Below are 24,755 nucleotides of genomic sequence, written 5' to 3'. Positions count from 1 at the left end.
TTTAGCCCACGTACACAGGAAGACGCCGTAGGACAAGGTCTCGCCCGAAGAGACGGAACCGCGACGCCGGCGCAGCGGAACGCGCCACTTTGGCACAAGTTGCGAGAGCTTGCCATCGCCCTGCCTGCGTATCATCCGGCGAATGAGCACTTCCAAGAACAACGGCCGCCCGCACATCGTGATCATCGGCTGCGGTTTCGGTGGACTGGAGGCCGCGCGCAAGCTGCAGAAAGCCGATGTCGACATCACCGTCATCGACAAGACCAACCATCATCTCTTCCAGCCCCTGCTCTACCAGGTGGCGACCGCGGGCCTTGCCGCGCCCGCCATCGCGGCGCCGGTGCGGCTGCTGTTTCGGCAACAGCCCAACGTCACGACACTGCTCGGCGAAGTCACGCACATCGATCCGGCCGCGCGCGAGATCCAGTTGGGCGACGGCACCCGGATCGGGTGGGACCACCTGATCGTCGCGGCAGGCGCGACACACAGCTATTTCGGCAATGACCAGTGGGAAAAGATGGCGCCGGGCCTCAAGACGCTGGCCGATGCCTTCGAGATCCGCCGCCGGATCCTCCTGAGTTTCGAAGCGGCGGAGGTTGAATCCGATCCGGAACGTCGCCGCGCGCTGCTGACTTTTGCGGTGATCGGGGCCGGACCTACTGGGGTCGAGATGGCGGGCACCCTCGCCGAGATCGCCCGCCATACCCTCTCGGGCGAGTTCCGGCGCTTCGATCCGGGCAGCGCGGAGATCCTGCTGATCGAGGGCGGACCGCGCGTGCTGCAGGCCATGCCCGAGTCGCTCAGCCAGCGCGCGCTGGAGCAGTTGCAGAAGCTCGGCGTGCAGGTGCGCCTCAATGCGAAGGTCACGTCGGTCGATGCGGGCGGCCTGCAGGTCGAATCGCCGTTCAGCGACGGCGGCGCCGGCGTCGGCAGCCATCGCATCGCGTGCAATTGCGTGGTCTGGGCCGCGGGCGTGGCGGCCTCGCCGCTCGGCCGCTTGCTGGCAAGCGCCACCGGTGCCGAAACGGATCGCGCGGGCCGGGTCAAGGTGCTGCCTGACCTGAGCTTGCCGGGGCACCCGGACATCAGCGTGGTGGGCGATCTCGCCGCCGCGATGAGCTATCGACCGGGCAAGGAGCCGACGCCCGTGCCCGGTGTCTCGCCCGGCGCGAAGCAGATGGGGCGCGCCGCCGCCACGAACATTCTTCGCCGCATCGCCGGCCAGCCGACCGAGCCCTTCCGCTACAGCGACTACGGCAATCTCGCCACGATCGGCCGCAACTCCGCCGTGGTGGACCTCGGGACGCCCTTCGGCCCGTTGCGTTTCTCGGGTCGCATGGCGTGGCTGTTCTGGCTGTTCGCGCACGTGTATTTCCTGATCGGCTTCCGCAACCGCCTCGTCGTGCTGATGGACTGGGCGAGCGCCTACTGGAGCTTCCAGCGCTACGCGCGCGTGGTGGCGGACGTCAGGGCGAGAGGCGAATCATGAAGATCCGCTCGTTCCACCCTGCCGACGAAAACAGTGTGATCGCGCTCTGGCGCGAGTGCGGGCTCACGCGGCCGTGGAATGATCCGCATCGCGACATCCAGCGCAAGCTGAGCGAGCAGCCGGAGCTCTTCCTGGTCGCGACGATCGGCGATGCGCTCGTCGGCTCCGCGATGGTGGGCTTCGATGGACATCGCGGGTGGGTCTACTACCTCGCGGTGTCACTGCAGCATCGCAAGCAATCCATCGGCCGCGCGCTCATGCACGAAGCCGAGCGGCTGCTCATGGAGCGAGGTTGCCCGAAGATCAATCTGCTGGTGCGTTCGTCCAACGCGGAGGTGATCGCGTTCTACCGCAAGCTCGGCTATGCGCAGGACGATGCCATCAGCCTCGGCCGGCGGCTGATCCACGATACGGACACCTGAAATCCGAAGCGCCTACGGCTTCGCTGGATGGCCCGAGGCCGGCAGTTGATCGGCATCCGTCAGTGTCTTCAGGAATGCGACCACGTCGCGAATCTCCGGCTCCGTCAAGGCGGGCTTGTCTCCGCGCTTCTGGCCGAAGGGCGGGTCGGTGTTGATGTTGCCGTGATACTCCGCCGGCAGGTCGTCGAAGGGCTGCGTCCTGCCCTTGGCATCGCGCCCGTACCAGCGCTGCGGCGCGGTGTCGCGCTGGGCATAGAAGCGCACCGCCTCTTCCAGCGAATGGAACACACCGTTGTGGAAGAACGCTTGGCGGACCGCGACATTGCGCAGGGTCGGCGTGCGGAACAGGCCGCAGTATTCAGGATGGTCCTTGAGGTCGGTGCGGATCGGGCCGCACAGCCCGAGGTCGTGATAGGCCGGGTCGGCATTGGCCACCAAGCCACGGTGGCGTGGCACGCCGATCGCGATCATGCCGAAGTCGGTGAAGAGCGGAAACGCACCGTCCGGCGTGCGATCGCTGAGATGGCATGACGCGCAGTTGCCCTTGTCCTCGGCCTTGAAGAGACGCAGGCCGCGCGTCTCGGCGGGGCTCAGCTTCTGCTCGCCGCGCAGCACGGCGTCGTACTTGCTCGTGAAAGGATAGAACTCAGCGGGCGACTGCTGGAAGACCTCGAGCGCGATGCCTGCAGCGCGGAACACCCCCGGTGCGTCGCCGAACACGTCGGCGCCGAACACGGCGCGCATCTCGTCCGCGTAGGTCGCGCGCTCCAGCTTGCGGGCCACGTCTTCGATCGACGCATTGGCCATCTCGGCTGCCGACAGCAGCGGCAGCCCGGCCTGTTCGTGCGCCGAACCGGCCCGGCCGTCCCACATGTGTCCGCCGGTGGGGCCGGCGTCGATGCTGTCGTCGCCATCGTTGTCGTGGTGATGCTCCGAGAAGGCCGTCAGCGTTTCAAGATAGCGCAACGACGGAGTGGCTCGAGGGCCTTGTGTGCGACCGTCGACGCCGCCCAACTGAACCGACAGCGCGTTGGGCGGGCCGAAGGCATGGTGAGGGTCGTGGCAACTGGCGCACGACTGCGCACCCGAGGCGGACAACGACGGATCAAAGAAGATCTTGCGCCCCAGTGCCGTCAGCTGAGCGGCGGTGGGCTGCGGTTTGCCGGGCACGGGCGCGTAGGTCGCGCCGACATACGCGGGCACCGGCGCGGGCGTTGTCGCCAACGGAGCCGCCGGTGGGTTCGCAGGGACGGAAGGCGTCGGCCGCTCGCAAGCGGCAAGCGCGAAGGACGCCAACGCAAGAAGGCCCAGCCGGAATCGGATCGACCGGAACAGATTTGAAATGCGCATCGCAGGCATGGCCCCAGGAAACCGGGGCAGATCGCGCAGCGTAGGCATCGAACATGACATCCGAATGACGCCTGAGCCCCCGAAACGGCGATGAAACCATTTTTCTGAAATGTGCCTGTCATCGAGCAGGACGAACATCGCGGGCGCCGGGCGTTCGACCGGACTCATCAACAACCGCATAACTCCACACATGATGAAACCCTCTGCAACATCCCGCGCCGCATTCGCGCGGCTCCTGCGCAACCCGATGGTCCGCCTCTCGCCCTGGCCCATCTCGATCGTGGCGGCTGCCGTCGTCGCGGCATGCGGCGGCAGCAGCGGATCGGGCTTTGCATTGCCCGTTGGCACGGCCAGCACGGCCACCACCTCGGGCGTCGTCGCCGGCAGCTACTACCGCAACGCCAAGGTCTGCATCGACGCCAACAACAACGGCCGCTGCGACAGCAACGAAGCCAGCGCGACGACCGACAACAACGGCGCCTTCAAGGTGAATGGACAAGGCGCCGTCGTGGCCGAAATCGGCACGTCGAGCAAGCGCTACGACCCGGCCACCGACACCGAAAGCGCCGTGACGCAGCCGCTCGTGTTCCGCGCACCCGCCGGAGCGAATGCTGTGGTCAGTGCCATCAGCACCGAACTCACCGCGATGATGGACGACAACGGCGGCGACCTTGCCGCCGCGCGCGCCGCCCTGGCCAAGCGCCTGGGCGTGACCGAAACCCAATTGATGGTCGACCACAACAAGATGGACGACAAGGGCATCAAGGCATTGCTGCAGGCCGAGATCGACGAGGCCATCGAGCGCATCGCCGAAGCCGTGGCCGAGGCAAGCTCGGGCGGCGACGTGATGCAGGCACTGCGCAACCGCCTCGCGCTCGAGAAGATCCAGAACGTCGTCGTCATCTACGCCGAGAACCGTGGCTTCGACAACCTCTACGGGCTCTTCCCCGGCGCCGACGGCATTCCGGGCGTGAACCCGACGTCGACGTCGAGCCATCCGGAACCGCAGAAGGACTTCGACGGCGCCACCCTGCCCGCGCTGCCGCCGGTATGGGGCGGCGTGACCATCGCCGGTCAGGCCGCCACGATCACGCAGGCGCAGACCGTTGGCATGCCCAACAAGATGTTCCAGATCGACGACCCGGCCGGCTTTTTCAACACGGGCATCAAGATTGATCAAACGACCATCACGCGCGACCTCGTCCATCGCTTCTACAACAACCAGATGCAGATCAACGGCGGCAAGAACGACAAGTTCACTGCCTATTCCGACGCAGGCGGCCTGAGCATGGGCTACTTCGATGGCAGCAAGATGAAGATGTGGGAGATCGCCAAGCAGTACACGCTGGCGGACCACTTCTTCATGGGCGCCTTCGGCGGGTCGTTCCTGAACCACCAGTACCTGGTGTGCGCCTGCGCGCCGACCTACCCGAACGCCGATGCCGACACCTCTCCGGCCAAGGCAACCATCTCGGCGATCGACGTGGACGCCAACGGCAACTTCGTCCGGCTGACGCCTGCGGCCAACTCGCCCGCCTCGGTGCTCAACGGTGCGGCGACCTACAAGAACGACAACACGCTGACGCCGAAGGATGCGAGCGGCAAGTTCTACGCGGTCAACACCATGCAGCCGCCCTACCAACCGAGCGGCAACGCGCCGGCGGCCGGCGACTCGACCAAGTTCTACGCCGACCCGACCAAGGCGAACACGCTGCCGCCGCAGACGCAAGCCACCATCGGAGACCTGCTCGACAAGAAGGGCCTGAGCTGGGCCTGGTACGGCGGTGCATGGAACAGCACCACGGCCATCGCCGAGGGCGACCGGAAGTTCCCTGGCCCGGATGCGGCATCGCCCGCCGCCGCGGTGACGCCGAACTTCCAGTTCCACCACCAGCCCTTCAACTACTACGCGGAGTTCGATCCGGTCGCGCATCCCGATGCACGCGCCACGCACCTGAAGGACTTCGACGCCGACTTCCTGAAGGACGCGGCCGCCGGCAAGCTGCCTGCGGTGGCCTTCTACAAGCCGCAGGGCAACCTCAACCAACACAACGGCTACGCCAACGTCACCGATGGCGACGCGCATATCGCCGACGTGATCGCCAAGCTGCAGGCCAGCCCGCAGTGGAAGCACATGCTGGTCGTCGTCACGTACGACGAAAACGGCGGCTTCTACGACCACGCCACCGTGCCGAAGGGCGACCGCTGGGGTCCCGGCACGCGCATTCCGGCGCTGATCATCTCGCCATACGCCAAGAAGGGCTTCGTCGACAAGACGCCGTACGACACGGCTTCCACGCTGCGCTTCATCACGCACCGCTGGTCGCTGCCGCCGCTGCCGGGCCTGGTCGAACGCGACGTGGCGCTGCTGAAGAACGGCGGCAAGCCGATGGGCGACCTGACGGCCGCGCTGGACTTCAACAGCAAGTGATCGATCCCGAAGGCTTCAAGGCCTGAAGACACGCCGAGGGGCTCCGCGCTCCTCGGCGTTTTTCTTTGCGGGATCGGCGAGACGGTCGTAGCATCTGCGGCCATGTCGCGCATCGAAAACAAGCTCCGGTCCCTGGACCTCTCGCTCCCTCCGCCGCTGTCGCTTCCGCCGGGGGTGGCCCTGCCTTTCCCATGGGTCCGAGTCATCGGCCGTCGCGTGCTGATCTCCGGGCACGGGCCGCAATCCAACGACGGGAGCGTCGCCGAGCCGCGAGGCAAGGTCGGGCGCGAACTCACCGCCGAGCAGGGCTACCAGGCCGCGCAACTCACCGCCCTGGCGATTCTTGGCAGCCTGCAGCGGGCCATCGGCGATCTCGATCGCATCTCGGCCTGGGTGCGTGTGTTCGGCATGGTCAACGTGGCGCCGGGCTTCAACCGGACGCCGGCGGTGATCAACGGGTTTTCGGATCTGATCATCCAGCTCTATGGGCCGGAAGCGGGCGCGCATGCGCGCAGCGCGATCGGGGTGGCGGAGTTGCCGTTCGATATTCCGGTCGAAGTCGAGGGCGAGGTTGAACTCCGCGACTGATCCTTGACCCTTGGGCCTCAGAAACGCCGTTGCTGCCGTTCGAGTTTCGTTTACCAACGTCTGCTTCGCAGTGCGAAAGCTGACGCCCGCAACTTCCCCATCCCGGGTCATCTGATTTCAACCTACAGTGCAGCGATGAGTCTCGCAGGAACCAAAGGCACTGTTTCCATCGAACTGGTGCATGAGGCGCTGCATGCCGCCTATCTCAGAAACATGGACCTCAACCGCGTCCTTGAGGCGGCAACTGTGGACCGCGAGTTGTTGCAGTCACCTCGCGCCCGAATCCCCGCGGTCGCGTACTCGCGCATGTGGGTTGCGCTGGCCGACCTGATGGACGACGAGTTTTTCGGTCTCGACAGCCACGGGCTGCGGCGCGGCGGTTTCGCGCTCATGACGCGCGCTGCGGTCAGTGCACACAATCTTGAACACGCGTTGCGCCGAATCCTGCGGTTCCTGCATGTAGCACTGGATGACTTCCGGGGCGAGCTGATCCGCACTGATGCCGAGGCGCGCCTCGTGTTGCATGACGGCGGCGTCATGCGCAGGCTGTTCGGATACGGCACGTGGTTCATCCTGGTTCACGGCTTGGCCTGCTGGCTGGTTCATCGCAGGATCCCGCTTCGCGAGATGCAGTTCCGGTGTCCGGCACCGGTCGATGACAGCCACTACCGCACGAGGTTCTGTCAGAACCTGGTTTTCGATGGTGCCTCGACGCACATCATTTTCGACAGCGCGCTGCTGGACCTCTACATCGTAGAGACGGCCGATTCGGTCGATGCCTTTCTGCGGCAGGCCCCGGGCAACCTGCTCGTGCAGTACCGCAATGAATCGAGCACCAGCGCGAGCGTGCGCCGCCGGCTGCGCAGTCAGTCGCCGGACCAATGGCCCGAACTCGATAGGCTTGCACAGGATTTGCATGTGTCCGGCACCACGCTGCAACGGCGACTGCATCAGGAGGGGCTGAGCTATCAACGGCTAAAGGACGACTTGCGTCGCGACATTGCCATCGACTTGCTTGCGGCGGCTTCGATGACCGTGTCCGAGGTGGCTGTGCGCACCGGCTTTCAGGAAGCGAGCGCGTTTCACCGAGCTTTCAAGAAGTGGACTGGCGTGAGCCCTGGCGCTTACCGGAAGGGGGGCAGGCCCAAACCCTAGCAGATCTTTGCGGAGGTGGCGGGTTACCCCATGCCGGTTGGAGTGCGTGGGCATCGACGTATGGGTTGAGTCTTCCTAGAGTGCGCGACTGGATCTTGTGATCCGCCTACTCAGAAAGACACCCTCAATGGACCGAACGACAGCGTCGCTGCTGACCCAAAAGACGCTCCGCGAGGCGGTGGATTGGGCCATCGTGACGCGGCGCAGCGTGCGTGCGTTCCTGCCGACGCCGGTACCGGCCCGCGACATCGAAGCGATTCTCGAAACCGCCAGCCACAGTGCATCCGGGATGAACATGCAGCCCTGGCGTGTGCACGTAGTGATGGGCGCTGCCAAGAGGGAACTTTGCGCAGCCATTGCAGCCATTGATGACAATCCCGCGCTTGCGTCCGAGCTGACCGAGCCCTACGACTACTACCCACGCCACTGGGTGACGCCGTATCTGGAACGACGTCGCAAGGTAGGGTGGGACCTGTATGGCCTGCTCGGGATCGAAAAGGGCGACAAGTCGCGCATGCACCTCCAGCACGGTCGCAACTACCGCTTCTTCGATGCTCCGGTCGGCTTGTTCTTCACGGTCGACCGTCAGTTGCAGGAAGGAAGCCTGATTGATTACGGCATGTTCCTGCAGAGTGTGATGGTGGCGGCGCGGGCTCGCCATCTGCACACCTGCCCGCAAGCGGCGTTTCTCAAGTTTCATCGCGAGATCGCGCACCATCTGCAGATCCCGGACGGGCAGATGCTCGTGTGCGGCATGAGCCTTGGCCATGCCGACGAATCGTCTATCGAAAACACCCTGGTCACGGAGCGGGAGCCGGTGCCTTCGTTCACGACTTTCCATGTAGATCCCAAGGAGAACTCCTTATGAGCGCCGCATCGTATTCAGTGGGTTTGGACCGTTGCGCGGCCAACCACGTTCCACTAACACCACTGGGTTTCCTGGACCGGGCAGCGCTCGTGCACCCCCGACGTGTCGCGGTCGTCCACGGTGACCTGAGCCGCACGTGGGCGCAGACGCGGGAGCGGTGCTATCGCCTGGCATCAGCGCTGGTGGCCAGGGGAATCCGGTCCGGCGATACGGTGTCCGTCTTGGCGCCGAACACACCTGCCATGCTGGAGGCCCATTTCGGAGTTCCTCTTTCAGGCGCGGTTCTCAACGCCATCAACCATCGCCTGGATGCCGAAGGCGTGGCGTTCATCCTCCGACATGGCGAGTGCAAGCTGCTGATGGTCGATCGGGAGTACGCCGACGTTGCTGCGGCGGCTTTGGCCCTGCTCGATCACCGCCCTGTCGTCATCGACATCAACGATCACCTGGCGCCGAAAGGCGTGTCCATCGGCGAGGTGGACTACGAATCGCTCCTCGCCTCCGGCGATTCCCGATTTCCCGGTGTCTGGCCGAGCGACGAGTGGCAGCCCATTGCCCTGAACTACACCTCGGGCACGACCGGGGACCCCAAGGGCGTCGTGGCAAGCCATCGAGGTACTTACCTGATGAGCCAGCTACAGATCACGAACTGGTCGATGCCGCAGGCGCCGCGTTACCTGTGGACACTGCCGATGTTCCACGCCAACGGTTGGTGTTTCACATGGGGCATCACGGCCGCTGCGGGCACCCATATCTGCCTGCGGAAAATCTCCGCGGAGGGGGTCATGGCTGCGATCGACGCGCATGGTGTCAACCACCTCTGCGCGGCGCCGATCGTCATGGCCATGCTGGCGGACTCGGCCCAAGGCAAGGCCTTGCCCCGCCCGGTGCGGGTCCTGACCGCCGGCTCCCCGCCGCCGCTGGCTGTATTGGAAGGGGTTCGCGCCATGGGATTCGATGTCGAGCACGTGTTCGGCATCACCGAGGTTTCCGGAACACCAGTGAGCTGTGTATGGCAGGACGACTGGGACGAGCTTCCGGCGGCAGAGCAAGGAAAGCTCCGAGTACGGCAGGGTGCGCGTGCGGCCATGTTCGAGGGTCTCATGGTGGGCGACGCCGACACGCTGGAGCCCGTTCCGCAGGACGGCCGCACGGCCGGTGAACTGATGCTGCGCGGCAATACAGTGATGATGGGTTACTTCAAGAACGAGGCGGCGACGCGCAGAGCCCTGGCCGGCGGGTGGTTCCGGACGGGTGATGTAGCAGTCCAGCACGACAACTGCTACGTGCAGATCACCGACCGCTCCAAGGACGTGATCATTTCCGGTGGGGAGAACATTTCCTCGGTCGAAGTTGAAGATGTCATTCATGGCCATCCGGCCGTGCTGCATGCAGCTGTGGTAGCTCAGCCGGACGAGCGATGGGGTGAGGTTCCGTGCGTGTTCATCGAACTGAGGGCTGGCGTCGAGCCGCCAACGGAAGTCGAGGTCATCGCCTTCTGCCGGGCGCGGCTCGCGCATTTCAAATGCCCGCGGCGAGTCATCTTTCACACGTTGCCGAAAACGGCCACAGGGAAGATTCAGAAGTTCAGGCTTCGCGAAGCGGCGGGGAGCACGGCTGCGATAACCCGTCTGGCCGGCCATGCTTGAGGTGTACAACACCGATCGCCCTGACGTCGGCACCGGGTACCGGTTTTCGCGCGCCCACACATTTGATGAGGAGCAGGTCAGATCTTTCTCGCTCGCCGCTGGAGACGAGAACCCGCTTCACATCGACGCCGACTACGCGTCGGGCACCCGCTTCGGCGGCCTGATCGCCAGCGCCACGCACACCACGTCCCTTCTGATGGGGTTGATTGCCACACACTTCTCTTCAAGGGGAAGCATGCTCGGCTTGAACTTCGCCTTCGAACTTCTGCACGCGGTGAAGGCAACCGAGAGCGTGCTTCTGGAATGGGTCGTGACGTCGGCCGCCTCACGGGCGAAGGGGGGGCTCGTCCTCGGCCTTGACGGCACCGTCAGTGCACTTGACGGGCGCACGCTGGTGCTTGCGCAAGGTCACGTTTCCTTTGTGCCTCGTGCTCACTAACTTGATGCGATTGGCTGGCGGCGCCAGTCGACCTTGCGCTTGCCCGGTCCCCGCATGAACGCAACAAGCTCGGCCGGAAAGCGGGATGACTTGTAGGCCGATGTGTCCACGTACACGTCCGGGTGCTTCATCATGACCGAGATCATTTCGTTCACCCAAGGAAAGCCGATGCTGAAAGGTTCTTAAAGTCCATCGAAGCCGGCCGGCGTCACTCAGCCGCAGTGGATGACGTTGAAGGCGTCCTCTGTCGTTGGCGGGCCTTGCCGCCGGTGCGCGCTAGATTCTGTTTTAGACGAAGTTGCGTGATTCGCTTGATCAACGCGAAAGGGATAGGTTCGTCCAGCGGAAACCTGAGATTGCCCTTCGCCCCCGCATAGGGCGAGACAGCCATTTCCAGGCGCGCGTCACCCTTGACCGGAGGATAGATGCCGATGTGCTTCTTGAAGGCGGCAAAGTACACAATGATTCCGTTCAGTTTGAACGCAGGCATCCGGTAGCTTATGACTTCCTCCGCAGCGGGCGCCGCATTTCGCACTGTCTGCCGAATCTTCTGAAGAATCGCTTGCACATCCGGCGGAAATCCCGAGACGTACTCATCGATGGTTGTGGGCGCTGTCTTCTGGGTCGACATCTCAACGTGATTTGCGTCGTCATGTTGCATGAGCGTGCCTTTCTCTCTTGGCCGAACGCGGCCCTCAGGCTTGGGAATATATGAGAGTGCGAACAGAGAAGAGCACGAGAATTGCAAAGAAGCAGAGGTAGAACAGGCCTTCGAAGCAATTTGCAGCGAAGCGAGGCATTCGACTGGCGACCTTCCCCTAGACAAGCGCCAGGTCCTTCGGCGCCACACCATCGAAGACGTGCCCGAGCTGTGCCGGCGAGAGCCCATACATCCGGCGAAACAACCCGCCGAACACGGCCCTGTATTCGTTGAGCACCGGGTAGTCGCGATTCTGGAAAAGCCGATCCTGCGCGACCGCCACCTGCTCGCCGACGACACGCCCGCCGCCTTGCGCCGAAAGGCCGCCGCCCATCACCCAATACACCGTACCGTGCCCGTGATCGGTGCCACGATTGCCGTTCTCGCGGAAGGTACGACCGAATTCGCTGATGACCACCACGACCGTGTCGCGCCATGCGTTGTCGCCCATCTCAGCCTCAAAGCCCGCGAGCCCGCGCCCGAGTTCGTCAAGGCGGTTCGCGAGGTAGCCCGTGGCACCGCCCTGCCCCACATGCGTGTCCCAGCCGCCCACGTCGACGAAGCCGAGGTCGAAGCGCTCGCGCATCAGCCGCGCCATGCGCCGCGCGACGAGTTCGAAGCCCCTCGCGGTCATCGCGTCCCGGCTCGCCGCTTCCATCTCCGCCTGGACGGCACGCATCACTTCGTCGCGCACCTGGAATCCCTCGGCGACAGGCTGCGCCAGCGCCGTGTTGCGGTACATCGACTGGATCACCTTGCTCTGGCGCTCGTCGATGCCCTGCCGCCCCACCCCGGCCAGCGCCATGTTGGCTGCCTTGGCCTCGCCGCGCAGGGCGATCGGCAGCTGGTTGGTGAAGGCGATGGGCGCCACGTCGGTGACCGGACCCGCCCCCAGCACACCCGCAAGGCGATTCAGGAAGCCTGAGCGATAGTCCCGGCGCCGGTCCAGCGCCTGGCCGAGTTCGATCGAATCCTGCGTTTCGAAGTGGCTGCGCGTGAGGTCGTCGGTGCCCGCGAATGCAACGAACGCGGCCTGCTTCTTCTGGAACAGCGGCATCACACTCGCCGAGAGTGCGGGATGCAGGCCCCAGTCGGCATCGACCGTCACCGCGCCGTTAGGCTGGCCCGGCCGCGCGATGGCGATGTTGGGGCGCGAGGCATAGTAGAAATCGCTCGACACCGGCACCAGCACATTGGCGCAGTCGTAGGCGCCGCGCAGGAACACGACCAGCAGCTTCGTGCCGCCGGCCGCGGGTGCCGCCATCAGCCGTCCCACCGGGCCGGAGGCCGATGCCGCGGCGAGCAGTTTCAGGAGATCACGTCGCTGCATATCGGCCCCCTTCAGCGGTGCATGAGTTCGGGTGACGCAAGCAGGAAGGTGTTCCAGTCCTGCGGCGACTTCGCTTGTGCCAGGGCTTCGCGCGTGTCGGCGCTCATCGACGGCAAGGCTGCCTGTACCGTGGGCGAATCGGCCAGGCGTGCCAGCGTCGGTTTGTCGCCCGGTGCGCCCTCTTCGCCACGGAACAGCACCGCACCGTTCGCGCCGATGGCACGGGCGATCTCGAAGCGTGTGGACATCTGCCCGGCGCTGGCCCAGGCTTCCTGCGTGAGTGGATAGCCGTCCGGCGTCTCGTGGCCGTAGAGCGGCTCGCCCATGCGGTTGAGCCAAAACAGGATGGGGTTCACGTTGGTCACGATTCGGCCGTCGTCGGCCAGACGCACGCTTGCAATGACGTAGTGCACCGGGTCGCGAAACTTCTGGCCAAGCGACGCAGTGAACTCGGGCGACTCGAACATCGTCTGGAGCGTGGCGGCAATATCGCCGTCGGTGCGGCGGAAGGTGTCGGCCATGCGGTCGACCAGCGCCAGCGATGGGTCATCGGAGACGAAGTAGATCGCCAGCTTCCGGGAGATGAATCGTGCAGTGGCCGGCGCCCGCGCCAGCCGGTCGAGTGCTTCGTCGACTTCCGCCAGGCCATGCTGCGTCATGGGCTGGCCCAGCAGCACTTTCGGGCCGTAGTCATGGCGGTTCGGGTTGAACTCGAACAGCCCCTGCTGCACGTAGTCGGCGCGCAATGCGGGCCTGATGTTGGGCGGCGGCGCGTCCGGTGCGCGGCGGCGGATGCCGACGCCGGTCAGCACGCGCGCCAGTTCCTGCACGTCGGCCTGCGAGTAGCCGCCGCCGACGCCCAGCGTGTGCAACTCCATCAGCTCTCGCGCGTAGTTTTCGTTGATCCGGTCGGCGGCGTTCTGGGCGTTGTCCAGGTAGCCCAGCATCGCCGGGTGATGAACCGTCGCGCCCAGCAGGTCGCGGAACTTGCCGAGCGCATGGGGGCGGATGGCGGTTTCCTCATAATCGCCGACCAGCGCGCGGAGGTTGTTCTTGCGGGCGTTCACGTTGAAGTGATTCATCCAGAACCACGTCATCTGCTCTTCGAGCTGATTGGGCGAATAGAGCGCGCGCAACAGGAAGCGCTCCTGCGCCTCGCGCGTGAGGCGCGTGAGATCCTGCTGGTAGGTCCTCCGGGCCTCCTTCTTCTGGTCGTCGTCGGACAGTGCATTCGCGGCCTGTCGCTGCGCGACGAGCGCGACGGCGATGGATTCGACAGGCGTGCGGGAGATCGTCATCGCATCGATCCGGGCCTGCGCCTCGGGCGGCAGCGTGGCCGGCGCAGGGTGCAGTTGATCGCGCAGCCATGCGGGCAGGCCTTCGTGCGCGAGTTGCTTCGCGCTGGCGGCATCGGCCCCCCAGCTCACGCGGTCGAGCCAGCGCAGTTGCGTGGCTTCGTCTGGGGCGGCGACCTTGGGCAAGGGCCCCCGGCCGCTCGGCATGGCGCAGGAACCCAGCGCCAGGGCGGATGCAAGCACGAGCGCGGAAACGGCGGATCGAAGGATCATCGAGGCTCCATGCCCCTTTCGGCGCGGGGTTGCCTCACTCAACCGGCGGGCGCCGTTGCCGGTTGACGGTCTTTACACGGCGTTCAGGCCGCAGTCAGCGTTCAGGCCACGGCGACGCTGGGCGGCGCCGCACCGGCGATCTGCCGAAGGGCGCGCTCGAAGACTTCCACCGGTTGGCCGCCGGAGATCAGGTGCTTGTTGTCGATGATGATGGCGGGCACGGAATGGATGCCGGCTTCGGTATAGAGGCGCTCGCGTTCGCGGGTTTCGGCGGCGAACTCATCGCCCTGCAGGATCGAGCGCGCACGCTGCGGATCGAGGCCGGCCTCACCCGCGAGGCGCACCAGCACCTCCGGATCCGACGGATTCTCGCCATCGGTATGGCAGGCCTTGAGCAGCGCCTTCTTCAGCGCCACCTGCTTCGCCAGATCCTCGCGCTCGGCCCAGTGGAGCAGTCGATGCGCATCGAAGGTGTTGTAGACGCGGGCGCGCCCCTCGGGGCGGAACTCGAAGCCGACCGCCGCGCCGCGCGCCCGGATCGCTTCGCGCGCCTGCGCCTGCTGCTCGCGCGTGGAGCCGTACTTCTCGTGGAGGTGCTCGAAGGCATCCTGGCCTTCGGGCGGCATCTGCGGGTTCAGTTCGAAGGGCTGGAAGCGCAGTTCGGCGGTCACGTCCGGGGCAACCTTCTTGAGAGCGGCTTCGAGCGCGCCAAGTCCGACGGCGCACCACGGGCACGAGACGTCGGACACGAAATCGATATGGAGTCGGGTAGGCATGTCTCCGATGATGGGGCCGCCGGCGCGTCTTTCAACCGCTGGCCGGCGGATCACCCTGCTGACATTGCGGCATCGCCGGCGCAGCCAGTTCCCGCCCGAATTGCGCCACCAGGCCGCGCAGCCAGCGGTGAGCCGCCGAATGGTGAACGCGGTCGTGCCAGAGCTGATAGAAGCGCATGCGCGGAAATCCCTCGGGCGCCTTCAGCAGCGCCAGCGGCAGCAGCCGCGCGTGGTATTCGGCGAAGTGGCGCGCGGTCGTGAAGATCAACTGCGTGCTGGCCGCGATCGACGGCGCCAACCCGAAGTACGGCACCTGCACGCGCGCATCGCGCCCGAGGCGGCGCTCGCCCAGGTAAGTCTCGACCACGCCGCGCTGCGCCAAGGCATAGGGCACGGGCACGACGTGGCCGGCGGCCAGGTAGTCGTCCTCGCTGACCTGCGTGGCGCCTTGCGCCAGCGGATGGTCGCGTGCCATGAGGCAGACCAGTTCGTCCTCCAGCAGCAGCGAAATGTGCAGATGCTCGGGCGGTGAAGGCCAGTTGCCGATGACCAGGTCAAGTTCGTCGTCGCCGAGCGCGCGCTCGAAATCGAAGGTCGGTCCGAGCGCACGCAGCTCGATGCGGCAGCGCGGCGCCTCGACGCTCAGGTGCTGCGCGAGCCGGGAGATCCATGAGGGCGCGATGTAGTCGGGCGAGGCGATCCGGAAGCGCTGCTCGGCGTGCGCGGGCACGAACACCTCGGGCTCGACCAGCAGCGCTTCGAGTTCGCCGAGTGCGCGCCGCGCCTGGACGGCGAGGCCCACGGCGCGTGCTGTCGGCACCATCGTCGTGCCGTCGCGCACCAGGAGGGCGTCTCCGAAGATCTCGCGCAGCCGCTTGAGCGAACCGCTGACCGCCGGTTGCGTCTGGCGCAGGCGGGCGGCGGCACGTGACACGCTGCGCTCTTCCACCACCGTGGCGAGCACGCGCAGCAGATGACCGTCGAGCAGATCGACGCCGCGTTGCATGGTGTTTTCCCGTAGCCCCCGTCTATCGATATGTCCGATGCAGTCTATAGCGATTCGCATGCCGCGCCGGTATCGACAGGCGGGGGTGCCGGCTGGCCCAATCCACACACCCCTTCGATGTCCCTCATTGATCCGCCAAGGAGTTCGTTCATGGCCACCCTGGAAGTCCCGCAACACGCCGCGCCGAGTGCGCCGGCCAGCGCGCTGGATGCGGCATACAGCCGCATCACCTGGCGCATCATTCCCTTCATCTTCGCGCTCTGGGTGCTGGCCTGGGTCGATCGCGTCAATGTCGGCTTCGTCAAGCTGACCATGCTCGACGAACTCGGCTGGAGCGAGGCCATCTACGGGCTCGGCGCCGGCATCTTCTTCCTCGGCTACTTCTTCTTCGAGGTGCCGTCGAACCTGCTGCTGCAGAAGATCGGCGCCAAGAAGACGATCATGCGCATCACTATCGGCTGGGGCATCGTCTGCGTGGCCACCATGTTCGTGAAGACGCCGGCGATGTTCTATTTCCTGCGCTTCCTGATGGGCGTTTTCGAGGCCGGCTTCTATCCCGGGATCATTCTCTACCTGACCTACTGGTATCCGAGCGAGCGACGCGCCAAGGCCTTCGGCATCTTCATGTCGGCCTCTGCCATTGCGGGCGTGATCGGCGGTCCGATGGCCGGCAGCATCATGAACAACCTGCATGGCCTCAACGGCTGGTCGGGTTGGCAATGGGTGTTCCTGATCGAAGGCATTCCTTCGGTGATCGCAGGCTTCGTGACCTGGTTCTACCTGACCGACCGTCCCGAGCAGGCCAAGTGGCTCACGGCCGAACAGCGCCGCCTCGTGCATGAAGACATGGCGCGCGACAGCAAGGCGCTCGGTCATCGTGAGGAAAGCCTGATCGCTTCGCTGAAGGATCGCCGCATGTGGCTGCTGATCCTGATCTTCTTCTGCATCATCGCGGCCAATTCGTCGCTGACCTTCTTCGGCCCGTCGGTGGTAAAGGAAGTGGGCTTCACCAACCCCGCGACTGTCGGCTGGATCATGGCCTTTTCGTACCTCTGCGGCGCGGTCGGCATGGTCTACAACGGCTTGCACTCCGACCGTCATCAGGAAAGCCGATTGCATTGCGCATTCGCGGCCGCGCTCGGCGCCGTGGGACTCGCGCTCACCGCGCTCTTCATGAAGCAGAGCCCGATACTCGCGCTGGCCGCCCAGACGCTCGCCATCGTCGGCACGATGAGCGCGATTCCCGTGTTCTGGCAACTGCCTGGCCGCTTCCTGGCCGGCGCTGCGGCGGCGGGCGGTGTGGCGCTGATCAACTCGATCGCCAACCTCGCTGGCTTCGGCGCGCCGTCCATGCTGGGCGCCATCAAGACGTCGACCGGGCTGCTCTCGCCGGGCCTCTTCATCGTCGCGGCCGTCGAGATCTGCGCCGCGATCCTGATCATCGCGTTCGTCCCGCGCTTCGTGAAAAAGGCGGTGGCCCGATGAGCGCCGCCCGGCCGCCCGAAGGCGCTCGCACCGAAATGCGCAGCACGGAGGTTAGCTTATGAGTGCCGTGCTGCGTACCGCCGAAGCGCCGGATTTGACGCTGGCCGACATCAACAGGCTCGATCGCGTGCGCTTCGTCGCCGCTCTGGGCGGTGTGTTCGAACACTCGCCATGGGTGGCAACCGAAGCCTGGGCCGAGCGTCCGTTCATGAGTATCGACCATCTGCACCGCGCGATGATCGGCGTGGTGCGGGCGACGTCCCGCGAGGTGCGCATCGACTTCCTGCGCATGCACCCCGAGCTGGCCGGCAAGGAAGCCCAGGCCGGCACCATGACGGGCCACTCCACGACTGAGCAGGCCGGCCTGAATGCACTCAGCCGCGAGCAGTTGCAGACGCTGCGCGCGCTCAACGCCGCGTATGCGGCGAAGCATGGCTTTCCTTTCATCATCGCCGTGCTCGCCAACACGCGAACGCAGATCTTCGAGGCGCTGCGCACGCGCACCGAGCGCGACACCGACACCGAAATCGAAGCCGCGCTGGACCAGATCGCGATCATCACGCGCCTGCGGCTCGGCAGGCTGCTGGCGACGGCGGTCGCCTAGCCACGAAACAAAGGAGACAAGACACCATGACTTCGCCCGCCCTCACCCGCCGCGCCTTCCTGCCCGCCGGCCTCGCGCTAGGCAGCCTGGCCACGAGTGCCGTCGCGCAGAACGCGCCGGCCGGCCTCACGACCGCGCCCGTCTCGCAGAGCAACCTGAGCCCGCGGCTCACGATGCATGCGATCGACACCCACAACGGCTCGCCCGGCGCCGGCATGAAGGTGCAGTTGTCGATGTACGACGGCAGCGACTACCGCTTGCTGCGCCGATTCGAAACCAACCGTGGCGGGCGCACCGACGATCCGCTGCTGGTGGACCAGAGCTACAAGCCCGGCCGCTACGAACTGCTGCTGCAGCTGGACGACTACTTCGCGGCGCGCGGCACATCGTTGCCGAAGCCGAACTTTCTGTCGCAGGTGCCGGTGCGCTTTCAGATCGCCAATCCGACGGAGCGCATCCACCTCGCGATCCTGTTCACGCCCTGGGGCTACTCGTACTACCGCGGCAGTTGAGCAGCACCGCACATCACGCACGAATTCAAGGAGACGATCATGGCCGGCATATCCACCCACGTACTCAACAGCGGCACCGGGCGCCCGGGCGCCGGCATGCGCATCGATTTCTCGGTGCGCGAAGGCGACGGCTGGAAGCTCGTGAAGAGCATCACCACCAACAGCGACGGCCGCACCGACCAGCCGGTGCTGGCACCCGATGCGGCCCGCGTCGGGCAATACGAACTGGTCTTCCACGTCGGCGACTATTTCCGGCGCCAACCGGGGGCCGAGAGCGATCCGCCTTTTCTCGACACGGTGCCGGTGCGCTTCGCGATCTTTGATGCGCAGCAGCACTACCACGTGCCGATGCTGTGCACGCCCTGGAGTTGCTCGACCTACCGCGGGAGCTGATCCCGCGGCAGCGCCTCACAGACTCCGCCAGAAATCCACCAGCAGCTGGGTGAACTCGACGGGCCGCTCGACGGCGCTCAGGTGGGCGGCATCGATGGTGGTGAGACGCGAACCCGGAATGGCCGCAGCCATCGCTTCGGACATCGCTGGCGGCGTGGCTTCGTCACGCGTGCCGGCGATCACCATCGTGGGCACGGCGATGCGGCGGTTGCTGTCGCGGAAGTCGATCGCGGCCACGGCGTTGCAACTGGCGATGTAGCCGGCGGCATCGGTTCCGACCAGCGTCTCGGTCAAGGCGCGCGCGGCGTCTGCGCCTTCCGGCGTCGAAACGAATGCGGGCGTGAGCCAGCGTGCCACCGCGCCCGGCGCAATCGCCTCTACGCCCTGCGCCTGCACGGTCTCGACACGCGCACGCCACGGCGCGGAATCGGGATAGTGCGATGACGAATTCGCGATCACCACGCTCTTGAGCAGCTTCGGATACTTCGGCGCGAAGGCCTGCGCCGTCATGCCGCCCATCGACAAGCCGACGAAGTGCACCGGCTCGCCTGCCGCTTCTCGCGCGATCAGTTCGGCTGCGTCGTCGGCCAGGTCATCGACCGTGTGCGGCCCGGCGACCACTTCGGAGGCGCCGTGATTGCGATGGTCGTAACGCAGCACCGTGTGAGAGCGCGCGAGTTGCGCGGCGACACCGTCCCACATGTGCAGGTCGCAGCCCAGCGCATGGCTCAGCACGACGATGGGGCCACTGCCCTCGCGGATGACATTCAAACGGGTCATGGTGTTTCCTTTCGATGTGAGTGGGTGGGCAAGCGTGGCAGCCACACGTGGGCGATCAGCACCAGCACGACGCCCGCCAGCGCCATGGGCACCACCATGGGCCACGCGCCGTTGCTGAATTGTGGGTTGACGAAGCTTGCGGCGATCTGGCCGACGATGAACGCGACCGCCATCATCGCAAAACCCGACCACGAGACGGCGCGGCCGGCCAGGTGTGGCAAGTCGCCGACGGCGCCGGCCTGTCCGCAGGGTTGATGAATGCCGTGGCCGATGCAATAGATCGCATGGCCCAGCAGCAGCGGCCATGCCGACAACGGCAACAGCCAGCAGCCCAGCGCCTGCACCAGCGGCCCGGCGAGGCTGAGACGCGATCCCAGTTGCACCGTGCGGACGGCGCCCCTGCGCGTGAGCAGGCGGCGGCACAGCGTGGTGCTGAAGATGTAGACGAGCGAACCGCCCGCCGGAATCCAGCCATACATGCCGGGCGAGAGCCCGAGGTAGCTGATGTAGACCATCGGCGACAGCAGCAGAAAGCAGAACAACCCGCCGTAGGTCGCCGCGGCGAGCGAGGCCCAAGCGCGAAAACTCTGGCTCGCGAAGACTTCGCGCACACTGCCCTTCGCCGCGGTCGGGTCAACGGCCTTCACCCGCGTTTCGCCGAAAGCGTGAAAGCACATCGCGAACAGGATCAGCGCGTAGACCGCCATGCCGCCGAGCACCCAGCGCCAGCCAAGGCCCTGCACGGCATACGCGCCCAGGATCGGCGCCAGGAGCCCGACGACGCCGAGGCCGGTCAGGCCCCGCGCCATCACGTGCGGACCTTCGTGTGCCGGATAGAGATCGCGCACCGCCGCGCGCGCGCAGACGAGGATGGCCGCCATCGAGAAGCCCTGCACCGCACGGCAAGTCACCAGCATCGGGATGCCCGGCGACAGCGCGCATCCCAGCGCCGCGATGGTGTAAAGCGCGAGGCCGGTCAGCAAAACGGGACGGCGCCCGAAGCGGTCGGACAGCAGCCCGCAAGGCAATTGGCCGAGGCCGAAGCCGAGCACGAAGACCGTCAGGCTCGAACTTGCAGAGCCAAGATCCTGTGCGATGGCCGGCAACGCCGGCAGGTAGCTGTCGGTCGCGACCGGCTGGGCCGCCAGCAGCAGTGGCAACAGGAGGGCGAACGAGATGCCGCTGCGCGCGGCATGCCCGTTCACTTCGGTGCGTCCGCGAGCAGGCCTTTTTCGCGCAGGATCCCGGTAGCGATGCCGAACGCATGGTTGGCCACGGGCACGCCGCAGTAGATGGCAGCCATCATGATCACTTCCTTGATGTCGTCCGGCGTGAGGCGCGACTCGGGCGGCCCGTCGAGCGCCGCGCGCACATGCATTGCGAACTCCTCGTAGGCGTGGATGCCGAGCATCATCGACAGCACCATGTAGCGGCGCGTCTTGTCGCCCAGCGCGGGCCGGCCCCAGATGTCGTTCCAGGCGTGTCGCGTGATCAGCTCCTGGAATTCGCTGTTGAAGCCATTGCGGTTGGCAAGCGACTTGTCGACCCAGGCGTCGCCCAGCACGCGACGACGATTGACGAGGCCGGATTCGTAGTCGCCGGCAGGGGTGGAAGAGGTGGTCATGGTAAGGATTCGGGTGTATTGAGTTGGGCCTGCAGGACCAGGACCTGCGCCAGCGCGATTTCGCCGGCAGGCCCGGCCAGCGCTGGATCGAACCAATTGTCGGCGGCTTCGCGCGACACTTCGGCGCGCAGCCGGTCGATATTGGAGCGCATCCGCGCCGCGTCGACCTGCAGGCCGGGCAATGCCCCCGCAAGTGCACGAACACTGCCGTGCGCCGACATCAGCAATTGCGGCCATTCGGCCAGTTCGGCTTGCCACGCGCCAAGTGCGCGTTCGTGCTCCTGCGGCATGGCTTGCAGCAACGCCGCCACGCGCTGGGGTGCCCGCTGCGCCGCGGCGAGCGCCACCATCGATGCCACCGGATTGCGCTTGTGCGGCATCGCCGACGAGCCGCCCCGCCCCGGCTCGCTGGGCTCCGCCAGCTCGCCAACCTCGTACTGACCCATCAGCGCGATGTCCTTTGCGATCTTCCCGAGACTGCCGACCATGAGGCCCAGTTCGCACCCGAGCGCAATCCATTCGTCGCGCTGGGTATGCCAGGTCGCGCCCGGATCGCCCAGCCCGAGTCCCTCGGCGACGAGGCGGCGCACCTGCGGCCCCTGCCCCTTCATCTGCGCCAGAGTACCCACGGCACCGCCCAGTTGCACGTGCAGTGCGTTTCGCGATGCCGCGGCAATCCGTACGCGGCTGCGCACCAGCGGCGCCGCCCAGCCGACGCACTTGAAACCGAAGCTCGTCACCGATGCGGGTTGCATCAGCGTGCGCGCCAGGATGGGCGTGGTCGCGTGCGTTTCGGCATGGCGCAGCAGCGCCTGCGCGGCCTTGGCGAGGTCGGTCTCGATCAGCGTGACCGCCTCACGCGTGACCAACGCCATCGCGGTATCGATCACGTCCTGGCTGGTGCTGCCGAAATGCACGTAACGCACGGCGTCGGCGTTGAAGAGGCCCACCGCCTCTTTCAGGCTCTTGACCAGCGGAATTGCGACGCTGCCGGCCCGGCCGCTGTCGCGCACGATCTTGGCAACATCGAACAGTTCGACCTTGCAACTGCCGACGATGGAATGGGCGGCCGATTCGGGGATCAGCCCGAGTTGCGCCTGCGCGCGCGCGAGTGCGGACTCGAAGCGAAGCATCGCGTCGACGAAGTTGCGATCGCTGAATGCGGCCAGCGTTTCGGATGTGGAGAGGAAGCCCTCGAAAATGCTCATGGTGAATGCTGGAGTGGTCTGCGGTGATCAATAGGCCAGCGTGGCGACGGCGCGCAGGTCTTCGGGGGTGGCGGTGCCGTAGCCGAAGAATTCGAGATAGGCAGGAATCATCTCGAACAGCATATCGGTGCCTACCTGCACCGCGCAGCCCTTGTCCCGCGCAGCGCGCAGCAGCGGCGTGTATTCGCTCTTCATCACGACTTCGCCGACGAAGGTCGTCGGCGCGATGCGGCTGATGTCGAAGGGCAGCGGATCGCCCTCCTTCATGCCCAGCGGCGTGGCGTTGACGATCAGGTCGAAGCCGGCCGGGTCGTTGGAGCCGGTGGTGACCTTCAGATTCGAATAGTGCGCGCGCAGCCGACCGGCAAGCGCCTCGGCCGAATCCGTGCTGGCGTCGAAGAGCGCCATTTCCGCGACGCCTGCTGCGGCCAGCGACGCCGCGATGGCCGAGCCGACGCCGCCGCTGCCGGAGACCAGCACGCGCGCGCCGTCGAGCGACCGGCCCTTGCGCTGCACACCGCGCACGAAGCCGGCGCCGTCGAACTGGTCGCCGAGCAGCGTGCCGTCGGGGCGCTTGAGCACCGCATTGCAGGCGCCCGCGATCTTCGCGGTGGGCGTCACTTCGTCGACCAATGACATCGTCGTGATCTTGTGCGGCATGGTCACCAGGGCGCCGCGGATGTTGGTGAGATTGAACAAGGCGTCGAACACGCCCGGATACACCTCGGCCTTGACGCCCATCGGCATCACCACCGCGTCGATACCCTGCTGGTCGAACCAGGGGTTGTAGATCATGGGAGCCTTGAAGCTCTCCGTGGGGTAGCCGAGATGGGCGATGAGGGTAGTCTTGCCGGAGATCATGGGGAGTCCTTTGGAGAAATCAGACGGACGCCGATGCCGTCGCATGCGCGCCGCCAAGAAACAATCGTTCGATGTTCGGGTCGGCCAGCAGTTCGTCGGCCCGCTTGTGCAGCACGAGGCGGCCTGATTCGAGCGCAATCGCCTCGTCAGCCATCTTGAGCGCGCTCTTGACGTTTTGCTCGACCATCAGCACCGTTGTACCGCCATCAGCCAGTTTGCGCAGCAGCCTGAAGACGTCCTGCACCAGGATGGGCGACAAGCCAATGGACGGTTCGTCGATCAAGATCACCCTGGGCCGCAACAGCAAGGCGCGCCCCACTTCGAGCTGCTTCTGCTCGCCGCCGGAAAGCGATGCGGCGGCGCTGTGCATGCGCTCCTTCACGCGTGGGAAGAGTTCCAACACCTCGGGAATGCGCTCGTGGGTGGTCTTCATGCCCAGCGTGATGCCGCCGAGTTCGAGGTTCTCGTAGGCCGTCAGCTGGCCGAAGAGATTGCGCCCCTGCGGCACGAAGGCCACGCCGTGCTTCACCAGCAGGTCCTTGGCGCTGGCGCCTGTGATGTCCTGGCCATCGAGCCGGATCGAACCCTGCCGCACCTTGAGCAGGCCGAACAGTGTCTTGAGCACCGTGGACTTGCCGGCGCCGTTGGGGCCCAGCAGCAAGGTGATCTTGCCGCGCCTGGCCTTGAACGACAGGTTGTTAAGGATCATGAAATCCTTGTAGCCGGCGAGGACGTTGTCGAACTCGATGCAAGTGTCGTTGTTCATCTCAGCTACCAAGGTAGGCGTCGAGCACCTGCTTGTTCGCGCGGATCTCCGCCGGTGTGCCGATGGCCATGACCTTGCCCTCGACCATCACCATGATGCGATGACACAGGTCCATCACGAAGTCCATGTTGTGTTCGATCACGACAAAACTGCCCTTGCGCGTGCGGTTGAGTTCCTTCAGCAGCGATGAGAGGCCGCCGACGAGACTCGGATTGACGCCGGCGCAAGGTTCGTCGAGCAGCACCAGGTCGGGGTCGCTCATGAAGGCCATGCCGATGTCCACCAGCTTCTGCTGCCCATAAGACAGCGTGCCGGCCTTCTTGTCGGCGACATGCTGGATACGGAACTGGTTGATCAGCGCATCGGCCTTTCCGCCCAGCCCCGAATCGCCCGGCGCGAACATGCGGCTCCACATCGTTCCATGATGCTCCTGCGCAGCAACGATGAGGTTTTCGCGCACGGTCATCTTGCCGAAGACTTGCAGCGTCTGGAAGGTGCGGCCGACGCCGCGGCGGTTGAGTTGCATCGGACCGAGCTTCGTCACATCGTCGCCGTTGAGCTCGATGCGCCCGCTGTCGGGCCTGATCTGGCCCAGCATGCTGTTGAAGAGCGTCGTCTTGCCCGAGCCATTGGGGCCGATCACGCCGAAGATCTCGCCCGGGCGCACCTCGAAACTCACGCCGCCGACGGCCTGGATGGCGCCGTAGGATTTGCGCAGGTCGGTCACGCGCAACACGGGAGGAAGCATGCC

General features: G+C 65.7%; 26 protein-coding genes. 12 read left to right on the top strand and 14 right to left on the bottom strand.

Annotated elements, in window-relative coordinates; all coding sequences use genetic code 11:
* The first annotated feature begins 142 nt into the window (after window positions 1-142).
* Both AC1DN9_RS13770 and AC1DN9_RS13765 read left to right on the top strand, forming a co-directional pair.
* A complete protein-coding gene (locus AC1DN9_RS13770) occupies window positions 143-1,489 on the top strand; it encodes an NAD(P)/FAD-dependent oxidoreductase (protein WP_478100988.1) in 1,347 nt (448 codons plus the stop codon).
* Window positions 1,486-1,911 (top strand): GNAT family acetyltransferase, encoded by a 426-nt coding sequence (locus tag AC1DN9_RS13765; protein WP_478100986.1) that lies wholly within the window; start codon window positions 1,486-1,488, stop codon window positions 1,909-1,911. Before AC1DN9_RS13770 ends, AC1DN9_RS13765 begins: the two co-directional genes overlap by 4 nt.
* A gap of 12 nt (window positions 1,912-1,923) precedes the next feature.
* Here the strand turns inward: AC1DN9_RS13765 and AC1DN9_RS13760 are convergent, their stop codons facing one another.
* On the bottom strand, window positions 1,924-3,261 hold the full coding sequence (locus tag AC1DN9_RS13760) for a cytochrome-c peroxidase (protein WP_478100984.1): 1,338 nt from the start codon (window positions 3,259-3,261) through the stop codon (window positions 1,924-1,926).
* 247 nt (window positions 3,262-3,508) lie between these two features.
* Between AC1DN9_RS13760 and acpA the strand changes: the two genes are divergently transcribed.
* The 6 genes from acpA to AC1DN9_RS13730 all read left to right on the top strand — a co-directional run bounded on the left by acpA (window position 3,509) and on the right by AC1DN9_RS13730 (window position 10,391).
* Window positions 3,509-5,692 carry an acid phosphatase gene (gene acpA, locus AC1DN9_RS13755; protein WP_478101129.1) on the top strand — a complete coding sequence of 728 codons (2,184 nt, stop codon included), beginning with the start codon at window positions 3,509-3,511 and terminating at the stop codon, window positions 5,690-5,692.
* A gap of 102 nt (window positions 5,693-5,794) precedes the next feature.
* The gene (locus tag AC1DN9_RS13750; RefSeq protein WP_478100982.1) at window positions 5,795-6,280 is read left to right on the top strand and encodes a RidA family protein; all 486 of its coding nucleotides are present in this window, start codon (window positions 5,795-5,797) and stop codon (window positions 6,278-6,280) included.
* Window positions 6,281-6,415: 135 nt separating this feature from the next.
* Entirely contained in the window at window positions 6,416-7,435 is a 1,020-nt protein-coding gene (locus AC1DN9_RS13745; protein WP_478101127.1) for an AraC family transcriptional regulator, read from the top strand.
* Window positions 7,436-7,562: 127 nt separating this feature from the next.
* Window positions 7,563-8,303: a nitroreductase gene (locus AC1DN9_RS13740; RefSeq protein ID WP_478101125.1), complete on the top strand. Its 741-nt coding sequence runs from the start codon at window positions 7,563-7,565 to the stop codon at window positions 8,301-8,303.
* A complete protein-coding gene (locus AC1DN9_RS13735; RefSeq protein WP_478100980.1) occupies window positions 8,300-9,952 on the top strand; it encodes an AMP-binding protein in 1,653 nt (550 codons plus the stop codon). Before AC1DN9_RS13740 ends, AC1DN9_RS13735 begins: the two co-directional genes overlap by 4 nt.
* Window positions 9,945-10,391, top strand: a complete 447-nt coding sequence (locus AC1DN9_RS13730) for a MaoC family dehydratase (protein ID WP_478100979.1) — start codon at window positions 9,945-9,947, stop codon at window positions 10,389-10,391. Before AC1DN9_RS13735 ends, AC1DN9_RS13730 begins: the two co-directional genes overlap by 8 nt.
* On the opposite strand, the gene AC1DN9_RS13725 is transcribed toward AC1DN9_RS13730, so the two are convergent.
* The 6 genes from AC1DN9_RS13725 to AC1DN9_RS13700 all read right to left on the bottom strand — a co-directional run bounded on the left by AC1DN9_RS13725 (window position 10,388) and on the right by AC1DN9_RS13700 (window position 15,771).
* Window positions 10,388-10,525, bottom strand: a complete 138-nt coding sequence (locus AC1DN9_RS13725; RefSeq protein ID WP_478100977.1) for a hypothetical protein — start codon at window positions 10,523-10,525, stop codon at window positions 10,388-10,390. The two genes, AC1DN9_RS13730 and AC1DN9_RS13725, sit on opposite strands and share 4 nt — an antisense overlap.
* Window positions 10,526-10,599: 74 nt before the next feature.
* Window positions 10,600-11,052, bottom strand: coding sequence for an iron chaperone (locus tag AC1DN9_RS13720; RefSeq protein ID WP_478100976.1), 453 nt, complete (start codon window positions 11,050-11,052; stop codon window positions 10,600-10,602).
* Between the two features lie 157 nt (window positions 11,053-11,209).
* The gene (locus AC1DN9_RS13715) at window positions 11,210-12,421 is read right to left on the bottom strand and encodes a DUF1501 domain-containing protein (protein ID WP_478100974.1); all 1,212 of its coding nucleotides are present in this window, start codon (window positions 12,419-12,421) and stop codon (window positions 11,210-11,212) included.
* 11 nt (window positions 12,422-12,432) lie between these two features.
* The gene (locus tag AC1DN9_RS13710; protein WP_478100972.1) at window positions 12,433-13,989 is read right to left on the bottom strand and encodes a DUF1800 domain-containing protein; all 1,557 of its coding nucleotides are present in this window, start codon (window positions 13,987-13,989) and stop codon (window positions 12,433-12,435) included.
* 101 nt (window positions 13,990-14,090) lie between these two features.
* Window positions 14,091-14,765 carry a DsbA family oxidoreductase gene (locus AC1DN9_RS13705; RefSeq protein WP_478100970.1) on the bottom strand — a complete coding sequence of 225 codons (675 nt, stop codon included), beginning with the start codon at window positions 14,763-14,765 and terminating at the stop codon, window positions 14,091-14,093.
* Window positions 14,766-14,796: 31 nt separating this feature from the next.
* Entirely contained in the window at window positions 14,797-15,771 is a 975-nt protein-coding gene (locus tag AC1DN9_RS13700; protein ID WP_478100968.1) for a LysR family transcriptional regulator, read from the bottom strand.
* Window positions 15,772-15,921: 150 nt separating this feature from the next.
* On the opposite strand from AC1DN9_RS13700, the gene AC1DN9_RS13695 reads away from it, so the two are divergent.
* The 4 genes from AC1DN9_RS13695 to uraH (AC1DN9_RS13680) are packed head-to-tail and all read left to right on the top strand — an operon-like array spanning window position 15,922 to window position 18,765.
* The gene (locus tag AC1DN9_RS13695; RefSeq protein ID WP_478100966.1) at window positions 15,922-17,256 is read left to right on the top strand and encodes an MFS transporter; all 1,335 of its coding nucleotides are present in this window, start codon (window positions 15,922-15,924) and stop codon (window positions 17,254-17,256) included.
* A 58-nt stretch (window positions 17,257-17,314) separates the two neighbouring features.
* The gene (gene uraD, locus AC1DN9_RS13690) at window positions 17,315-17,860 is read left to right on the top strand and encodes a 2-oxo-4-hydroxy-4-carboxy-5-ureidoimidazoline decarboxylase (protein WP_478100964.1); all 546 of its coding nucleotides are present in this window, start codon (window positions 17,315-17,317) and stop codon (window positions 17,858-17,860) included.
* Window positions 17,861-17,886: 26 nt separating this feature from the next.
* The gene (uraH, locus tag AC1DN9_RS13685; protein ID WP_478100961.1) at window positions 17,887-18,372 is read left to right on the top strand and encodes a hydroxyisourate hydrolase; all 486 of its coding nucleotides are present in this window, start codon (window positions 17,887-17,889) and stop codon (window positions 18,370-18,372) included.
* A 39-nt stretch (window positions 18,373-18,411) separates the two neighbouring features.
* The gene (uraH, locus tag AC1DN9_RS13680; RefSeq protein WP_478100959.1) at window positions 18,412-18,765 is read left to right on the top strand and encodes a hydroxyisourate hydrolase; all 354 of its coding nucleotides are present in this window, start codon (window positions 18,412-18,414) and stop codon (window positions 18,763-18,765) included.
* Window positions 18,766-18,780: 15 nt separating this feature from the next.
* Here uraH (AC1DN9_RS13680) and AC1DN9_RS13675 read toward each other — a convergent pair whose 3' ends face one another.
* The 7 genes from AC1DN9_RS13675 to AC1DN9_RS13645 are packed head-to-tail and all read right to left on the bottom strand — an operon-like array spanning window position 18,781 to window position 24,752.
* Window positions 18,781-19,545 carry an alpha/beta fold hydrolase gene (locus AC1DN9_RS13675; protein WP_478100957.1) on the bottom strand — a complete coding sequence of 255 codons (765 nt, stop codon included), beginning with the start codon at window positions 19,543-19,545 and terminating at the stop codon, window positions 18,781-18,783.
* Window positions 19,542-20,750 carry a multidrug effflux MFS transporter gene (locus AC1DN9_RS13670; RefSeq protein WP_478100955.1) on the bottom strand — a complete coding sequence of 403 codons (1,209 nt, stop codon included), beginning with the start codon at window positions 20,748-20,750 and terminating at the stop codon, window positions 19,542-19,544. The genes AC1DN9_RS13675 and AC1DN9_RS13670 overlap by 4 nt, the downstream gene beginning before the upstream one ends.
* Window positions 20,747-21,169, bottom strand: a complete 423-nt coding sequence (locus AC1DN9_RS13665) for a carboxymuconolactone decarboxylase family protein (RefSeq protein ID WP_478100953.1) — start codon at window positions 21,167-21,169, stop codon at window positions 20,747-20,749. The genes AC1DN9_RS13670 and AC1DN9_RS13665 overlap by 4 nt, the downstream gene beginning before the upstream one ends.
* A complete protein-coding gene (pcaB, locus tag AC1DN9_RS13660) occupies window positions 21,166-22,377 on the bottom strand; it encodes a 3-carboxy-cis,cis-muconate cycloisomerase (RefSeq protein ID WP_478100951.1) in 1,212 nt (403 codons plus the stop codon). The genes AC1DN9_RS13665 and pcaB overlap by 4 nt, the downstream gene beginning before the upstream one ends.
* A 27-nt stretch (window positions 22,378-22,404) precedes the next feature.
* Complete coding sequence (locus tag AC1DN9_RS13655) at window positions 22,405-23,238, bottom strand: shikimate dehydrogenase family protein (RefSeq protein ID WP_478100949.1); 834 nt, start codon at window positions 23,236-23,238, stop codon at window positions 22,405-22,407.
* Between the two features lie 19 nt (window positions 23,239-23,257).
* Window positions 23,258-24,004, bottom strand: coding sequence for an ABC transporter ATP-binding protein (locus AC1DN9_RS13650; RefSeq protein ID WP_478100947.1), 747 nt, complete (start codon window positions 24,002-24,004; stop codon window positions 23,258-23,260).
* Window position 24,005: 1 nt separating this feature from the next.
* Window positions 24,006-24,752, bottom strand: coding sequence for an ABC transporter ATP-binding protein (locus AC1DN9_RS13645; RefSeq protein WP_478101123.1), 747 nt, complete (start codon window positions 24,750-24,752; stop codon window positions 24,006-24,008).
* Between the last annotated feature and the right edge of the window lie 3 nt (window positions 24,753-24,755).

It is taken from the genome of Variovorax sp. 05L425, assembly GCF_056397705.1.
This window is presented reverse-complemented; position numbering and strand designations above follow the sequence as displayed.

Coding starts and splice junctions, on each gene's coding strand:
- AC1DN9_RS13770 (WP_478100988.1), top strand. CDS start 143: ATGAGCACTTCCAAGAACAACGGCCGCCCGCACATCGTGATCATCGGC.
- AC1DN9_RS13765 (WP_478100986.1), top strand. CDS start 1,486: ATGAAGATCCGCTCGTTCCACCCTGCCGACGAAAACAGTGTGATCGCG.
- AC1DN9_RS13760 (WP_478100984.1), bottom strand. CDS start 3,261: ATGCGCATTTCAAATCTGTTCCGGTCGATCCGATTCCGGCTGGGCCTT.
- acpA (WP_478101129.1), top strand. CDS start 3,509: ATGGTCCGCCTCTCGCCCTGGCCCATCTCGATCGTGGCGGCTGCCGTC.
- AC1DN9_RS13750 (WP_478100982.1), top strand. CDS start 5,795: ATGTCGCGCATCGAAAACAAGCTCCGGTCCCTGGACCTCTCGCTCCCT.
- AC1DN9_RS13745 (WP_478101127.1), top strand. CDS start 6,416: ATGAGTCTCGCAGGAACCAAAGGCACTGTTTCCATCGAACTGGTGCAT.
- AC1DN9_RS13740 (WP_478101125.1), top strand. CDS start 7,563: ATGGACCGAACGACAGCGTCGCTGCTGACCCAAAAGACGCTCCGCGAG.
- AC1DN9_RS13735 (WP_478100980.1), top strand. CDS start 8,300: ATGAGCGCCGCATCGTATTCAGTGGGTTTGGACCGTTGCGCGGCCAAC.
- AC1DN9_RS13730 (WP_478100979.1), top strand. CDS start 9,945: ATGCTTGAGGTGTACAACACCGATCGCCCTGACGTCGGCACCGGGTAC.
- AC1DN9_RS13725 (WP_478100977.1), bottom strand. CDS start 10,525: ATGATGAAGCACCCGGACGTGTACGTGGACACATCGGCCTACAAGTCA.
- AC1DN9_RS13720 (WP_478100976.1), bottom strand. CDS start 11,052: ATGCAACATGACGACGCAAATCACGTTGAGATGTCGACCCAGAAGACA.
- AC1DN9_RS13715 (WP_478100974.1), bottom strand. CDS start 12,421: ATGCAGCGACGTGATCTCCTGAAACTGCTCGCCGCGGCATCGGCCTCC.
- AC1DN9_RS13710 (WP_478100972.1), bottom strand. CDS start 13,989: ATGATCCTTCGATCCGCCGTTTCCGCGCTCGTGCTTGCATCCGCCCTG.
- AC1DN9_RS13705 (WP_478100970.1), bottom strand. CDS start 14,765: ATGCCTACCCGACTCCATATCGATTTCGTGTCCGACGTCTCGTGCCCG.
- AC1DN9_RS13700 (WP_478100968.1), bottom strand. CDS start 15,771: ATGCAACGCGGCGTCGATCTGCTCGACGGTCATCTGCTGCGCGTGCTC.
- AC1DN9_RS13695 (WP_478100966.1), top strand. CDS start 15,922: ATGGCCACCCTGGAAGTCCCGCAACACGCCGCGCCGAGTGCGCCGGCC.
- uraD (WP_478100964.1), top strand. CDS start 17,315: ATGAGTGCCGTGCTGCGTACCGCCGAAGCGCCGGATTTGACGCTGGCC.
- uraH (WP_478100961.1), top strand. CDS start 17,887: ATGACTTCGCCCGCCCTCACCCGCCGCGCCTTCCTGCCCGCCGGCCTC.
- uraH (WP_478100959.1), top strand. CDS start 18,412: ATGGCCGGCATATCCACCCACGTACTCAACAGCGGCACCGGGCGCCCG.
- AC1DN9_RS13675 (WP_478100957.1), bottom strand. CDS start 19,545: ATGACCCGTTTGAATGTCATCCGCGAGGGCAGTGGCCCCATCGTCGTG.
- AC1DN9_RS13665 (WP_478100953.1), bottom strand. CDS start 21,169: ATGACCACCTCTTCCACCCCTGCCGGCGACTACGAATCCGGCCTCGTC.
- pcaB (WP_478100951.1), bottom strand. CDS start 22,377: ATGAGCATTTTCGAGGGCTTCCTCTCCACATCCGAAACGCTGGCCGCA.
- AC1DN9_RS13655 (WP_478100949.1), bottom strand. CDS start 23,238: ATGATCTCCGGCAAGACTACCCTCATCGCCCATCTCGGCTACCCCACG.
- AC1DN9_RS13650 (WP_478100947.1), bottom strand. CDS start 24,004: ATGAACAACGACACTTGCATCGAGTTCGACAACGTCCTCGCCGGCTAC.
- AC1DN9_RS13645 (WP_478101123.1), bottom strand. CDS start 24,752: ATGCTTCCTCCCGTGTTGCGCGTGACCGACCTGCGCAAATCCTACGGC.